Here is a 12,740-nt window from a genome sequence, read left to right as displayed (position 1 = left end):
ATATAGGGATTCAGGCCCGGTTTTCCAAACGATGTGGCCGCCAATAGCGGCAGAAATCGGGGGATCACGTCGATTTAGCCCGCGAATTGCAAGCCTTTTCCAGAATGCCCGCCAGGCGCCTGATCGTTGCCGGCGGCAGATTGCGAATCTCGACGGAAAGCCGGTTGGCGAAAGCGGTATATTCGGGCGGCAGGCCGGCGGTATCGACGGTGATGCGGGGGTCGGAAATCCGCGCGATCCGGAACAGCTCCTCCGCCTCGTCCCAGATGATGTTGAAGTAGCCCGCAACCCTCTGCAGGAAGTCGAAACTCGGCGTGCCGCGCCGGCCGTGCTCCAAAGCCGAGAGATAAGCTGGCGAGACGCCCAAGGCCGCCGCCATCTCCTTTTGCGAAACGCCCTTCCTCGACCGAAGGTGGCGTACCGCCATGCCGAAGGGTGTGGTCATTCGCGCTCTCCCTTCACCCGCGCCAGCCGCACATAGAGCGCGCCTTCGCCACCGTGGTTGCGGGCAGCCGTCTCGTAGGACGAGATCAGCGGACGAAATTCCGGCAGCGAGAACCACAGCGGCACCGCCCGCTTCAGAGCGCCGTCGCTGCCGATGGAGGCACCCTTTCCGGTAATCACCAGCACATGGCGCAGGCCGCGCATGTGCGCCTGCATCAGGAAACTCAACAGGAACCCGTGCGCCTCGCTCTGGATCATACCGTGCAGGTCAACGCGTGCCTCGAGCGCCAGGTGCCCCTTTGCCAGCTTGCGCTTGACCGGCCGTTCGAGGGGATAGTGCCTCTTCTCGCTCTCACGGGCGTTCGTTATCCGGATTCCCGCCTCCTCGGCCAGAGCCTTCCTCGAGGCCGGCCGTTCGCCAGCCGGCGAAGCCGTGTCCAGAGCGGGCAGGAAGGTCGCCTCCAGCATTTCGAGATCCCGCATGCGGCCGGGAAGCGGTTTCGCGCTCCTGGCGACCTTGCCCCAGAGGATCCGGTCCTCGCTGCTGAGAGGCTTATCCTTCGCCATGGCCAAATCTCGCGGCGATCGACCTGGGAACGAAAATGTAGAAATCCGCCGCGTTGCGGACATTGCCGGCAAGCGAGCCGGCGACATCGCCCGAACCGGTGAAGATGTCGCCGCGCGCGGGGCCGACGATCGCCGACCCGGTGTCGAGCGCCAGCATGGTCCGGGCGAGCGGCCTGCCGCCGTCCAGATGCGTCAGGCTTTCGCTGCGGATGAAGAACGGCGTGGCGAAGGTGTGGATTAGACGGTCGACCGCCAGCGAACGCCCGGCGACGATCGGCACCTTGGCGGCGGCAACCGGGCCGAAATGCAGGTCCTCGACCGGCGCATCGCGGAAGAAGATGAAGGAGCGGTTGTGCCAGAGCACATCGTCCACCTGCTCCGGGTGCCGGGCGAGCCAGTCCCTGATCGAGGCCATGGACACGGTCGCCGCATCGATTTCGCCACGCTCGATCAGAAGCTTGCCGATCGGCGAGAAGCGGTGCCCGGTCTTGGCCGCATAGGTGATGCGCCGGCTCGTTCCGTCCGGATAGAGCAGGCGGGCTGCGCCTTGCACGTGAATGAAAAAGACATCCACCCTGGAGCGCGCATAGGCGATCTCGAGCCCGCGACCTTCGAGCAGGCCCTGCTCGATCGCCTTGCGATCCGGATATTCCTCGACCCTCCCCTCCCGCAGGCGCGCAAAGGCGAAATAGGGATCGAGCCCGGGCGGGCGATTGCCGTCGTCGACCTCGACGAGGTCATCCGGGCGCAGATAGAAGGGAAACCGGAACGCCTCGTCCGGCTCGGCCTGCACCTCGACCTCCGGCTCGTAGTAGGCGGTGACGAAGCCCTGCTGGCCGTCCGTCCTCTCGATCAGGAACGGCTGGAACCACTGCTCGAAATAGGCACGCGCCTGCCCGGCGTCCGCCGGGGCCGCCTCGGCCGCTGCCGCGAGCGCCGGCAACAGCTCCGCCGCAGCGATACCCAGCGAACCGGTGCGATAGGGCTTTTTTCCCGCGATATGGTCGCGACAGCTCGCCATTGCCCCGAGAATCGCCGTCGGGTCGTCTTCCGTCCATCCGGGCAGGGCAGAGAAGGCGACCGGTTTCAGACGGAATTCCATGGCTCAGCCGATCAGCCTTCGGATTCGGTGGCGATCAGCTTCCAGTTCGGATCGCGCGAGCGGATGTCTCGGGCGAAGGTCCAGAGGTCGTTGACCTCGGCGACCGTGTCCGCATCGCCATCGGTCAGCTTGCCCGCCTTGTCGTAGGTCGCCGAGATCAGCTGGCTGATGATGCGCACCGTGACATTGACCTCGTTGTCCTTGACTTCGGCTGATACGATGTCCGCCTTCTCGATGCCGACGAAATTGGATTTGACGACCTCGCCCTTGGCCTCGCGATCGGCGATGGCAGCGTCGAAGCCTTCATAGACCTCGCGGGAGAGGAGGTTCTTCAGTGTCTTGCGGTCGCCATCGGCAAAGGCCACGACGATCATCTCGTAAGCGAGCTTGGCGCCGTTGATGAATTCCTTCGGGTTGAAGGACGGATCTCCGTCCACCACGCGGCGAAGCGATTCGTTGAGAGGCGTTCCGGCGGCGGCGAAGGCATCGACGCTGGCATAGGTTCCCTCTTCGCCTTCGGTTCCATCCCGGCGCGGCAGCGTGACCACCTTGCCGCGCTCGGGAGCGGCGGCGGGGTCGGCAGAATCGCGGCGTGAGTAGGGATCGAACGGCGGTTTTTCATTCCCCGTACGCCGGCCGAGTACATTGCGCAGTTGCAGGAATATCACCACCGCCGCCACGAGGAAGAAAATTGTCACAAAGTCGAATGAGCCCATATCGATCCGGAACCGCCGTTCATCTTTTCTGAGTTGACCCCCATATAATCCGCAAAAGCTCATTCTTCAAATCGAAGCGAACGGCGATTGTACGAATAAGCATCACTTAACCTTGACCGCGACCTGCCGTACGGGGACAAAGGCTGCCGAATATCCCCGACGCAGGAGACCAGGCCAGAGAAGATGACCCGATCGATCATAGCCATCCTGCTGCTTTTGCTTCCACTTCTCGAGATTGCGGGCTTCGTCTTCGTCGGGCGGCATATCGGCATCGGCTATACGCTGCTGCTGGTCGTCGCTTCCATGGTCGTCGGCATGATCGTGCTGCGCCGGCAGGGGTTCAAGGCACTCAGCAGGCTCAGACGGCGCGATCTGCCACGCGACATGCCCGCCGAACGCTTCTTCGGGACCGCCCTGGTCCTGCTCGCAGGGTTGCTTCTCATCATTCCCGGGTTCGTTACCGACGTGATCGGCCTCTTCCTGCTGGTACCGTTCTGCCGCCGCCTCATCGCCGGGCACCTCGCCTCCCGCGTCGTCGTCGTCAACGTGGATGGCGCCGCGCAGCCGCACGACCCTGGACCAGAACCACGGCCCGCAAAACCGAGAACGATCGACCTCGATTCGGATGACTACAGGCGCGACGAGCCGCATTGAGCCCTTCGGCGGCGCTCGGGCCGCAGGGTTGTGCGCCCCCCGGCGAAATGCTAGATGGCTGCCACGATTTTATGTCCCCGAGGAAAGACCCATGGCAACCGACAATGCATCCGCCAACAGCGCGGCCAGCCCGTCCATCAATATCCTGGCGCAGTATGTGAAGGACCTTTCCTTTGAAAACCCGGGCGCTCCGCGCTCGCTGCAGGCGCGCGACAAGGCTCCCTCGATCAACATCAACGTCAATGTGAACGCGAACCCCCTGTCGGAGACCGAGTTCGACGTGGTGCTGTCGCTCACCGCCGAAGCCAAGGACGACAGCAAGGTCCTGTTCAACGCCGAACTCGCCTATGGCGGCGTGTTCCGGATCGTGGGCTTCCCGCAGGAGCACATGCTGCCGGTCCTCTTCATCGAGTGCCCGCGCCTGCTGTTCCCCTTCGCCCGCCAGATCATTGCCGATGCCACCCGCAATGGCGGTTTCCCGCCGCTGATGATCGACCCGATCGATTTTGCGCAGATGTTCCAGCAGCGCATGGCCGAAGAACAGCTCAAGGCCAAGGTCGCAAGCAACACGAACTGATCGATCCGTTCGATCCAGTCGAGAACGCCCGGCATCGCCGGGCGTTTTGCGTTCGGGGTTATTCCTCGTCGCCCGAAGGCTTCGGGTATTTCAGCCAGATCGCCTTGTCGCCCATCTTTTCCACCATCGCCGCATGCGCCGCCAGATCGACGTCGCTCAGGCGGCTAGGCAGAGGACGCGGACGTTCGGCGATCGGCAGGACGATCTCTTCGCCGTCCGCCTGGTCCAGCCGCTCCCGCCGTTCGGCCACCGCAAGGCCGAGCGCGGCCTGGCGGCCGCCGATCATCTCGATATAGACCTCGGCGAGAAGCTCGGAGTCGAGAAGCGCGCCGTGCTTGGAGCGATGGGAATTGTCGATGCCGTAGCGCCGGCAGAGCGCGTCCAGCGAGTTCGGCCCCATCGGATGCTTGCGACGCGCCAAAGCCAGCGTGTCGGTCACGCGATCGCCCGGCACCGGCGGAATGCCGAGGCGCTCGAACTCGGCATTGATGAAGCCCATGTCGAAGGTCGCATTGTGCGCGACCCAGCGGGCATCGCCGAAGAAGTCCTGCAATTCCGCGACGATGCCGGAGAAGAGCGGCTTGTCCTTCAGGAAATCGTCGGTGATACCGTGGATCGCGAGCGCGTCCGGGTGGACCTTTCTGTCGCCCGGATTGACATAGACATGGAAGGTCCGGCCGGTGGGAAAGTGATTGTCGAGTTCGACGCCGCCGATTTCGATGATCCGATCGGCGCGGTTGTCCAGGCCGGTCGTTTCCGTATCGAAGATGATTTCACGCATGGGCGCCGCTTTCCCCCTTCAGGATGTCGACGATGAGTTTCACCTGTTTGCGTGCGTCTTCAAGACCGTTGTCGGTCTTGACCACAAAATCCGCACGCTGCCGCTTCTGCACGTCCGGCATCTGCCTTGCCATCAGCATCGCGAACTTCTCCTCCGTCATCCCTGGCCGGGCGAGTACGCGCCGGCGCTGCGTTTCCGGTTCGCAGGTCACGACCAGCACCTTGTCGACACGCTCGTCGGCGCCGGTTTCGAACAGCAACGGGATATCGAGTACGACAAGGAGCGCCCCGGCCGTCCTCTGCTTTAGGAGGAATTCCGCTTCCTTGAGGCGAACCAGTGGGTGAATGATGGCCTCCAGCCGGGAAAAGCCGTCCGGCCGGGCCGCAAGCTCTGCCGCGAGGGCCTTTCGGTCTACGACGCCGTCGCTGACGACGGCCGGGAACGCCTCGCCGACGGGGCCGACGGCCTCGCCCCCATAGAGCGCATGGACCGTCGCATCGGAATCATGCACCGGCACGCCGAGTTCGCGGAACATGCCGGCGGTCGTCGACTTTCCGGTTCCGATCGAGCCGGTAAGGCCGAGGATGATCATTCATGCGCCTCCATATCGGCGATGATGCGATTGCGAAGGTCTTCATCGACCTTGGGCCACGCGCCGAACCATTTTTCGAAACCGGGTGCGGCCTGATGCAGAAGCATGCCGAGCCCGTCGACCGTCTTCAGGCCATGGCGTTCCGCCTGCGCCAGGAAGGGCGTCTTCAGCGGGACATAGACGATGTCGGTCACAATCGCGCCGTTCGCCAGGCGATCGAAGGCGAGCTCCGGTGCCGGCATTCCGTCCATTCCGAGCGAGGTCGTGTTGACGAAGAGCGCGGCTCCGCTCATCACTTCGTCGAGGGCCTCGCCGGGATGGGCATGCACCCTGTCGCCGAACCGATCGGCCAGTTCGCGGGCACGGCCGACGGTGCGATTGACGACATGGATCTCCTCGATGCCGCGCTCGCGCAACGCCTGGAGCACGGCCCGGCTCGCACCGCCCGCGCCCAGCACCACGGCACGATCGATGCGATCCCAACCGGGTGCGCGTTCGTCGAGATTGGCGACGAAGCCATAGCCGTCGGTGTTAGTGGCATGGACCAGGCCGTCTTCCAGCCATACGGTGTTGCAGGCGCCGAGTTCCCGGCTGCGCTCGTCCGGCCGATCCGCCAGGCGAAAGGCCGTCTCCTTGTGCGGGATCGTCACGTTGCCGCCGACGAAGCGGCCATTCTTCAGGTCCGAGAAGAATGCGGCGAATGCCTCCGGAGCGACGTCGAGCCGCGTGTAGCTCCCGGCAATGCCGAGCTTGTCCAGCCAGTATCCGTGGATCAGCGGCGAGCGCGAATGGTTGATCGGATGGCCGACGACGAAGGCGCTGTTAACCAATGTTTCACGTGAATCACGCATCGACCGCTCCCATCGCTCTCAGTTGCGCGAGGAGCGGCAGCATCGGCAGGCCGATGATCGTGAAATAGTCGCCGTCGATCGCTTCGAACAACTGGATCCCCTCGCCTTCCAGCTGATAGGCGCCGACGCTTCCCAGCACCCTGTCACCGACACGCGCCAGATGCCGGTCCATGAAGGCTTCGCTGAGGGGTCGCATGGTCAGTCGCGCCGTGGACACATGCCGCCATTTGACCTCGCCGTCCGCGACGATCACCACGCCGCTGTTCAGCGCATGCGTCTTGCCCGAAAGGGCTGTGAGATGTTCCTTTGCGCCCGCGAGGTCGGCGGGCTTGTGAAATACCCGGTCTCCCAGAGACAGGGTCTGGTCGGATCCGATGACGAGGCAGTCTGGATTGGTCGCACCGACCGCCATGGCCTTCGCCTCGGCAAGATGAAGCGCGACATCGGATGGGGACGGCGACAGCCGTTCCAGTTCGGCCTCGATCGCGCGCTCGTCGATCTCTGCGGCAATGGCCTTGAAGGCGAGGCCGGCGTTCTCCATCAACGCGCGACGGAACGGGCTTTGGGATGCGAGAATCAGAGGCTGGGTCATGGGCTCATTGTCGGCTCGATCACGGGCGGTCCCGGCTTTCACTCTGCGGAACTAGCGAAGTCTGGGCCTGAGAGCAACAATTGCCGCAGCCGTCTCCTCGATCGACCGACGCGTGACATCGATCAGCGGCCAGTTGTTGCGGGCACAGAGCGAGCGGGCATACTTCAACTCTTCGGCAATCTGGGCCCGGTCGGTATAGTCCTCTCCCTTGAAATCCCTGGCTGATCCGAGCACCCGGTTCTGTCTGACCTGGGCGACGCGATCGGTCGTGGCGATCAGCCCCACCACGAGCGGCCTGTCGACCTGCGACAATCGCTCCGGCAGCGGCACGCCGAGCACGATCGGAATGTTGGCCGTCTTGATGCCGCGATTGGCGAGATAGATGCTCGTCGGCGTCTTCGACGTGCGGCTGATGCCGACGAGGATGACGTCCGCCTCCTCGAGGTCGGCGGGCAGCTGTCCGTCATCATGGTCCATGGTGAAGTTGAGTGCCTCGATGCGGGCGAAATATTCCGCATCCATCACATGCTGGGCACCGACGCGCCGACGCGAAGTCGCGCCGAGGTAGGACTGGAACACATCGATGATGGGTTCCAGCACGGAGACGCAAGGCAGGCCCATTTCGCGACAGCGCTGGTCGATGATGGCCGAGAGCTCGCTGTCGACAATCGTATAGAGGACGATGCCGGGGGCGGCATCGATCGCGTCGAGCACCGGCGTCAGCTGCTTCCGGTTGCGAACGAGCGGATAGACATGCTCCAGCGCCTGTGAAGCCTGAAACTGAGCCGCAGCGGCACGCCCGGCCGCAATCAGCGTTTCGCCGGTCGAATCGGAGATCAGGTGAAGGTGAAAGTAGTTTTTCGGGTTCTCCACATGATCCTCCGTGGGCTGTTGACAGACCGGGACACGAGCGCCGGTTCGGCGGCCTCGGGCGGCGCCTCGTGGAAAACTGCCGACTTTTCCACAAAACGGATTTCGCCGGAAACCGGATCGGACCCGGTGTGGACAAATCGCGGCGAGTGACATTGTGTCACGCGACTGCCGATCCTGTCCACAGGATGTTCCGGCAACGCATCTCATTAAGGCACTGAATCCTTGACCTTTTCTTGGCTGTCCCTTTTGGCCATGATTTGGCGCAAGATCTTTCCGGATCCAAAGTTGACCGGGGAAATTCCATGGTTTCGTGTGGAGGGGATTTAATCCTTGATAGTCACCGACTCTAAGAAATAGAAACCTCTTCAATATAGATTTCTTTGTTTAGAGGGAGCGCGCAAAGGCCATGACCGGAACGCGAAAAATCGTCGAAGTCCTGAACGGGAAAACGATCTTTCCTCCTCCCGTGTGGCTGATGAGGCAGGCAGGACGCTATCTGCCGGAATACAGACAAACGCGGGCGAAGGCCGGAAGTTTCCTCGATCTCTGTTATTCGCCGGATCATGCTGTGGAGGTCACACTGCAACCGATCCGGCGCTACGCTTTCGATGCGGCAATCCTGTTTTCCGACATCCTGGTCATTCCCGATGCGCTGAAGCGCGAGGTCCGCTTCGAAGAAGGCTCCGGACCGCGCCTGAGGCCGCTGGAGATCGACGAGATTCGTCCGCTGGCGTCGATGCCGGTGATGGAGCACCTTTCTCCGGTGATTGAGATCGTCGGCCGTCTGCGCAGCGAGCTTCCGCACGAGACGGCGCTGCTCGGCTTCTGCGGCGCGCCGTGGACTGTGGCGACCTACATGATCGCCGGGCACGGGACGCCGGACCAGGCGCCGACGCGGCTTTTCGCCTACAGGGAACCGAAGGCCTTTGCCGCCCTGCTCGACATCCTGGCCGAGAAATCCGCGGAATATCTGGTCGCCCAGCTCGACGCCGGCGCGGATGCCGTGCAGATCTTCGATTCCTGGGCGGGCGTTCTCGGCGAGGCCGAGTTTGCCGCCTATGCGGTGAAGCCGGTCCGGCGCATCGTCGATCTCGTGCGGGCGCAGCGACCGCAGGCGAAGATCATCGCCTTTGCCAAGGGAGCGGGGCTGTTTCAGAAGGACTATCGCCAGGGCACCGGGGCAGATGCGATCGGGCTCGACTGGACGATCCCGCTGTCACTGGCAGCCGAACTCCAGAAGGACGGTCCGGTGCAGGGTAACCTCGATCCGCAGCGGGTGGTTGCCGGCGGCGCTGCGCTGACCGAAGGCATTGACGCCATCCTGGAGGTCCTCGGCAACGGCCCGCTGATCTTCAATCTCGGCCATGGCATAACGCCGCAGGCGGACCCAGAACATGTGACGGAACTGGTCCGGCGGGTGCGGGGTCAGGTCTGATGGGCGAGCGGCAGACGGGCCCGTTGGTCGGCCGACATGCCCGGATCCGCGCGGCGGTCGTTATGGTCCTGTTCGTGCTCGGGATTGCGGCGCTTGTTCTGCATCCGCCCGAAAATCTCTATCTCTGGCTGAAGGCGCTGCACATCGTTGCGGTGATCTCCTGGATGGCGGGGCTGCTCTACCTGCCACGCCTGTTCATCTATCACAGCGATGTCGCCCGCGGTTCTGAGGCCTCCGAGACGTTCAAGGTGATGGAACGACGGCTCTACCGGGTCATCATGAACCCGGCGATGATGCTGACCTGGCTGCTGGGCCTCTTTCTCGCCTGGTCGATCTACGGCTTCCACGGCGGCTGGCTGCACGCAAAGCTGACGCTTGTGCTGCTCCTGACCGGTGTGCACGTCTTTTTCGGCCGGTCGGTGAAGGCTTTTGCGCGGGACGAAAACCGGATCACCGCGCGGCAATGGCGGTTCCTCAACGAAATGCCGGCGCTTCTGATGATTGCGATCGTGATCCTCGCTGTGGTAAAGCCGTTCTAACGGCACGGGACGATCGGCTCGGGTGCATCCTCGGGAAAATTTACGAGGCCCTTGCAGGCTATGCCCTGAATCGCTATTTTCGCTTCATCTCATCTTTCGTGGCATGTGTTTCCCGCATCGTGAACTGCCTCCCTGCAGCTCAGTCTTGACCCGCACGCCAATCCCCAATCCTGAAATCACGCATGGTCCCCCTGCATGGCTGAAATGAAGCTACAAGAACTGAAAAACAAGACGCCGACCGATCTCCTGGCGTTTGCGGAGTCGCTCGAGGTCGAGAACGCCAGCACGATGCGCAAGCAGGAGCTGATGTTTGCGATCCTCAAGATGCTGGCGGCGCAGGACACGGAGATCATCGGCGAAGGCGTGGTCGAAGTTCTCCAGGACGGGTTCGGCTTTCTGCGTTCGGCGAATGCGAACTATCTCCCCGGTCCCGACGACATTTACATATCCCCCTCGCAGATCCGTCGCTTTTCGCTGAAGACCGGCGATACGGTCGAAGGGCCGATCCGCGGGCCGAAGGAAGGCGAGCGTTACTTCGCGCTCCTGAAGGTCAACACGATCAACTTCGACGACCCCGAGAAGATCCGCCACAAGGTCCATTTCGACAACCTGACGCCGCTCTATCCCAATGAGCGCTTCAAGATGGAGCTGGACGTCCCGACGTCCAAGGATCTTTCCCCGCGCGTGATCGATCTCGTCGCCCCGCTCGGCAAAGGCCAGCGCGGGCTGATCGTCGCGCCGCCGCGCACCGGTAAGACCGTTCTCCTCCAGAACATCGCGCATTCGATCACCGCCAATCATCCCGAGTGCTATCTGATCGTTCTTCTGATCGACGAACGGCCGGAAGAAGTGACCGACATGCAGCGCTCGGTGAAGGGCGAAGTCGTCTCGTCGACATTCGATGAGCCGGCGACGCGCCACGTGCAGGTTGCCGAGATGGTAATCGAAAAGGCCAAGCGCCTGGTCGAGCATGGCCGCGACGTGGTCATCCTGCTTGATTCGATCACCCGCCTCGGACGCGCCTACAACACGGTCGTTCCGTCTTCCGGAAAGGTCCTGACCGGTGGTGTCGACGCCAACGCACTGCAGCGGCCGAAGCGGTTCTTCGGTGCGGCCCGCAATATCGAGGAAGGTGGCTCGCTGACGATCATCGCAACGGCGCTGATCGATACCGGAAGCCGCATGGACGAGGTGATCTTCGAAGAGTTCAAGGGTACGGGCAATTCCGAAATCGTGCTCGACCGCAAGGTCGCGGACAAGCGCATCTTCCCGGCCATGGATATCCTCAAGTCCGGCACCCGCAAGGAGGATCTGCTGGTACCGCGTCAGGACCTGCAGAAGATCTTCGTGCTTCGCCGCATCCTGGCCCCGATGGGAACGACCGATGCCATCGAGTTCCTGATCGACAAGCTCAAGCAGACGAAGAACAACGGCGACTTCTTCGATTCCATGAACACTTAAATAGTAAGCCGGATTCTTCTCCGGATTCTGCAATTGAGAGGCGGGACCTTCCAAGGTTCCGCCTCTTTGACGTGTCAGGTCGCTACACACGACCACGCTTCCATGCTGGACGCCGCGACTGCATTCGTGTATTGCGTGCGCGAACTGGTCGATCGCCTAGTGAGAGCGTGATCGAGACCAAAATTCTCCGTATCCCCGGGTGACACATGGTCGGCAACGACACCATCTTCGCGCTTTCGAGCGGCGGACTCCCTTCGGGCGTTGCCGTCATCCGCGTCAGCGGCCCGGAGAGTGCAGCCGTCGTCTGCGTGATGACCGGATCGTTGCCAGCCCCCAGACAGGCGGCACTGCGGTCGATTCGATCCCGGAACAATATCTTTCTGGACAAGGGCCTTGTCATTTACTTCCCAGGCCCGGCTTCCTTCACCGGAGAGGATTCGGCCGAACTGCATGTTCACGGCGGTCGTGCCACCGTCCGAGCCGTCCTCGACGCCCTCCGGGAGTTTCCGGGACTCAGGGCTGCGGATGCCGGGGAGTTCAGTCGTCGTGCCTTCCACAATGGCAAGCTCGATCTTGTCGAGATCGAGGGACTTGCGGATATCGTCGCGGCACAAACCGAGATGCAACGCCGGCTGGCACTGGAGCACGCATCCGGAGGCGTTTCCCGTCTCTATGACGACTGGGCCCGGCGGCTCACCCACGCACGCGCGATGATCGAGGCGGAGCTCGACTTCGCCGATGAGGAGGACGTCCCTGGCGCGGTCGGACAAACGGTTCGTGACGATCTTGTCGCGCTCGGTGCCGAGGTCCGCACCCACCTGGCGGGCAGCCGTACCGGTGAGATCATTCGCGATGGATTGACGGTAGTGATAGCCGGCCCCCCCAATGTCGGCAAATCGAGCCTCATCAACTATCTGGCGAAGCGCGACGTGGCCATCGTCACCGACATTCCGGGGACAACACGCGATATCGTTTCGGTCGATCTCGACCTCGACGGTTTCGCGGTCCGCCTGCTGGACACGGCGGGAATACGGGAAACCGACGAAGTGGTCGAACGGGAGGGTATTCGCCGCGCCAGGTCCGCGATGGCGCAGGCTGACCTGATCCTCCGGCTCCTCGACGAGGATGAGGTGCCCAGCGATCAGGACGCGGTGGAGACCGTCGCCACGATCTATGTCGCGTCTAAGGCCGACATTCATCCGCGAGCCGATGTCGCTCCATCCGTCATTGCAGTGTCGACTCGGACCGGTGGCGGCATCGATGTCTTGTTGGAGCGGATCCGCGGACACCTGCCGCAACTGGGGCAGGCAGGCGCCTTCGCCGTTCCCTCGCGTGATCGCCACAACGAGGCATTGAGGCTGACGCTTCAGGCGCTGGAGGAAGCACTGGCGGCACCGTCGAACGAGCTCGAACTTCAGGCGGAGTATCTCCGCCTGGCCGCAAACGAGATCGGGCGGATCACCGGTCGCGTGGATGTCGAGAATTTGCTAGATGTGATCTTTGCGGAATTCTGCATTGGCAAATGATTCACGTGAAACACGGCTACACCCTATACG

15 protein-coding genes are annotated in these 12,740 nt (G+C 62.7%); 6 read left to right on the top strand and 9 right to left on the bottom strand.

Annotated features, from left to right (window positions below):
- Window positions 1-64: 64 nt before the first annotated feature.
- From LQK81_RS11790 to LQK81_RS11775, 4 genes are read right to left on the bottom strand one after another with little or no spacing between them, the layout of a single operon-like run.
- Window positions 65-445 carry a helix-turn-helix domain-containing protein gene (locus tag LQK81_RS11790; protein ID WP_230806467.1) on the bottom strand — a complete coding sequence of 127 codons (381 nt, stop codon included), beginning with the start codon at window positions 443-445 and terminating at the stop codon, window positions 65-67.
- Window positions 442-1,011, bottom strand: coding sequence for a Smr/MutS family protein (locus LQK81_RS11785; RefSeq protein WP_230806466.1), 570 nt, complete (start codon window positions 1,009-1,011; stop codon window positions 442-444). Before LQK81_RS11785 ends, LQK81_RS11790 begins: the two co-directional genes overlap by 4 nt.
- The gene (gene mltA, locus LQK81_RS11780) at window positions 998-2,113 is read right to left on the bottom strand and encodes a murein transglycosylase A (protein ID WP_230806465.1); all 1,116 of its coding nucleotides are present in this window, start codon (window positions 2,111-2,113) and stop codon (window positions 998-1,000) included. The genes LQK81_RS11785 and mltA overlap by 14 nt, the downstream gene beginning before the upstream one ends.
- Window positions 2,114-2,124: 11 nt before the next feature.
- Window positions 2,125-2,829 (bottom strand): Tim44/TimA family putative adaptor protein, encoded by a 705-nt coding sequence (locus LQK81_RS11775; RefSeq protein ID WP_230806464.1) that lies wholly within the window; start codon window positions 2,827-2,829, stop codon window positions 2,125-2,127.
- 183 nt (window positions 2,830-3,012) lie between these two features.
- On the opposite strand from LQK81_RS11775, the gene LQK81_RS11770 reads away from it, so the two are divergent.
- Window positions 3,013-3,483: an FxsA family protein gene (locus tag LQK81_RS11770; RefSeq protein WP_230806463.1), complete on the top strand. Its 471-nt coding sequence runs from the start codon at window positions 3,013-3,015 to the stop codon at window positions 3,481-3,483.
- A gap of 91 nt (window positions 3,484-3,574) precedes the next feature.
- A complete protein-coding gene (gene secB, locus LQK81_RS11765; RefSeq protein WP_230806462.1) occupies window positions 3,575-4,060 on the top strand; it encodes a protein-export chaperone SecB in 486 nt (161 codons plus the stop codon).
- Between the two features lie 58 nt (window positions 4,061-4,118).
- Here secB and dnaQ read toward each other — a convergent pair whose 3' ends face one another.
- From dnaQ to LQK81_RS11740, 5 genes are read right to left on the bottom strand one after another with little or no spacing between them, the layout of a single operon-like run.
- A complete protein-coding gene (gene dnaQ, locus LQK81_RS11760; RefSeq protein ID WP_230806461.1) occupies window positions 4,119-4,841 on the bottom strand; it encodes a DNA polymerase III subunit epsilon in 723 nt (240 codons plus the stop codon).
- Window positions 4,834-5,433 (bottom strand): dephospho-CoA kinase, encoded by a 600-nt coding sequence (coaE, locus tag LQK81_RS11755; RefSeq protein ID WP_230806460.1) that lies wholly within the window; start codon window positions 5,431-5,433, stop codon window positions 4,834-4,836. The genes dnaQ and coaE overlap by 8 nt, the downstream gene beginning before the upstream one ends.
- Entirely contained in the window at window positions 5,430-6,284 is an 855-nt protein-coding gene (locus tag LQK81_RS11750) for a shikimate dehydrogenase (RefSeq protein ID WP_230806459.1), read from the bottom strand. Before LQK81_RS11750 ends, coaE begins: the two co-directional genes overlap by 4 nt.
- Window positions 6,277-6,876 carry a Maf-like protein gene (locus LQK81_RS11745; RefSeq protein ID WP_230806458.1) on the bottom strand — a complete coding sequence of 200 codons (600 nt, stop codon included), beginning with the start codon at window positions 6,874-6,876 and terminating at the stop codon, window positions 6,277-6,279. The genes LQK81_RS11750 and LQK81_RS11745 overlap by 8 nt, the downstream gene beginning before the upstream one ends.
- Before the next feature lie 51 nt (window positions 6,877-6,927).
- On the bottom strand, window positions 6,928-7,749 hold the full coding sequence (locus LQK81_RS11740) for a pyruvate, water dikinase regulatory protein (RefSeq protein ID WP_230806457.1): 822 nt from the start codon (window positions 7,747-7,749) through the stop codon (window positions 6,928-6,930).
- A 406-nt stretch (window positions 7,750-8,155) separates the two neighbouring features.
- On the opposite strand from LQK81_RS11740, the gene hemE reads away from it, so the two are divergent.
- The 4 genes from hemE (at window position 8,156) to mnmE (ending at window position 12,710) form a co-directional block, all read left to right on the top strand.
- A complete protein-coding gene (hemE, locus tag LQK81_RS11735; protein ID WP_230806456.1) occupies window positions 8,156-9,184 on the top strand; it encodes a uroporphyrinogen decarboxylase in 1,029 nt (342 codons plus the stop codon).
- Window positions 9,181-9,723, top strand: coding sequence for a protoporphyrinogen oxidase HemJ (hemJ, locus tag LQK81_RS11730; protein WP_230806547.1), 543 nt, complete (start codon window positions 9,181-9,183; stop codon window positions 9,721-9,723). The genes hemE and hemJ overlap by 4 nt, the downstream gene beginning before the upstream one ends.
- Before the next feature lie 195 nt (window positions 9,724-9,918).
- Window positions 9,919-11,184, top strand: a complete 1,266-nt coding sequence (gene rho, locus LQK81_RS11725) for a transcription termination factor Rho (protein ID WP_112596861.1) — start codon at window positions 9,919-9,921, stop codon at window positions 11,182-11,184.
- Window positions 11,185-11,390: 206 nt separating this feature from the next.
- Window positions 11,391-12,710, top strand: coding sequence for a tRNA uridine-5-carboxymethylaminomethyl(34) synthesis GTPase MnmE (mnmE, locus tag LQK81_RS11720; protein WP_230806455.1), 1,320 nt, complete (start codon window positions 11,391-11,393; stop codon window positions 12,708-12,710).
- Window positions 12,711-12,740 lie beyond the last annotated feature (30 nt).

Source organism: Rhizobium sp. GN54 (genome assembly GCF_021026345.1).
GTDB lineage: Bacteria > Pseudomonadota > Alphaproteobacteria > Rhizobiales > Rhizobiaceae > Mycoplana.
This window is presented reverse-complemented; position numbering and strand designations above follow the sequence as displayed.

Excerpts from the sequence above, each read along its gene's own strand:
- secB (WP_230806462.1), top strand. The coding sequence starts at position 3,575 with ATGGCAACCGACAATGCATCCGCCAACAGCGCGGCCAGCCCGTCCATC.
- hemE (WP_230806456.1), top strand. The coding sequence starts at position 8,156 with ATGACCGGAACGCGAAAAATCGTCGAAGTCCTGAACGGGAAAACGATC.
- LQK81_RS11745 (WP_230806458.1), bottom strand. The coding sequence starts at position 6,876 with ATGACCCAGCCTCTGATTCTCGCATCCCAAAGCCCGTTCCGTCGCGCG.
- LQK81_RS11750 (WP_230806459.1), bottom strand. The coding sequence starts at position 6,284 with ATGCGTGATTCACGTGAAACATTGGTTAACAGCGCCTTCGTCGTCGGC.
- rho (WP_112596861.1), top strand. The coding sequence starts at position 9,919 with ATGGCTGAAATGAAGCTACAAGAACTGAAAAACAAGACGCCGACCGAT.
- dnaQ (WP_230806461.1), bottom strand. The coding sequence starts at position 4,841 with ATGCGTGAAATCATCTTCGATACGGAAACGACCGGCCTGGACAACCGC.
- mltA (WP_230806465.1), bottom strand. The coding sequence starts at position 2,113 with ATGGAATTCCGTCTGAAACCGGTCGCCTTCTCTGCCCTGCCCGGATGG.
- LQK81_RS11790 (WP_230806467.1), bottom strand. The coding sequence starts at position 445 with ATGACCACACCCTTCGGCATGGCGGTACGCCACCTTCGGTCGAGGAAG.
- mnmE (WP_230806455.1), top strand. The coding sequence starts at position 11,391 with ATGGTCGGCAACGACACCATCTTCGCGCTTTCGAGCGGCGGACTCCCT.
- coaE (WP_230806460.1), bottom strand. The coding sequence starts at position 5,433 with ATGATCATCCTCGGCCTTACCGGCTCGATCGGAACCGGAAAGTCGACG.
- LQK81_RS11775 (WP_230806464.1), bottom strand. The coding sequence starts at position 2,829 with ATGGGCTCATTCGACTTTGTGACAATTTTCTTCCTCGTGGCGGCGGTG.
- LQK81_RS11770 (WP_230806463.1), top strand. The coding sequence starts at position 3,013 with ATGACCCGATCGATCATAGCCATCCTGCTGCTTTTGCTTCCACTTCTC.
- LQK81_RS11785 (WP_230806466.1), bottom strand. The coding sequence starts at position 1,011 with ATGGCGAAGGATAAGCCTCTCAGCAGCGAGGACCGGATCCTCTGGGGC.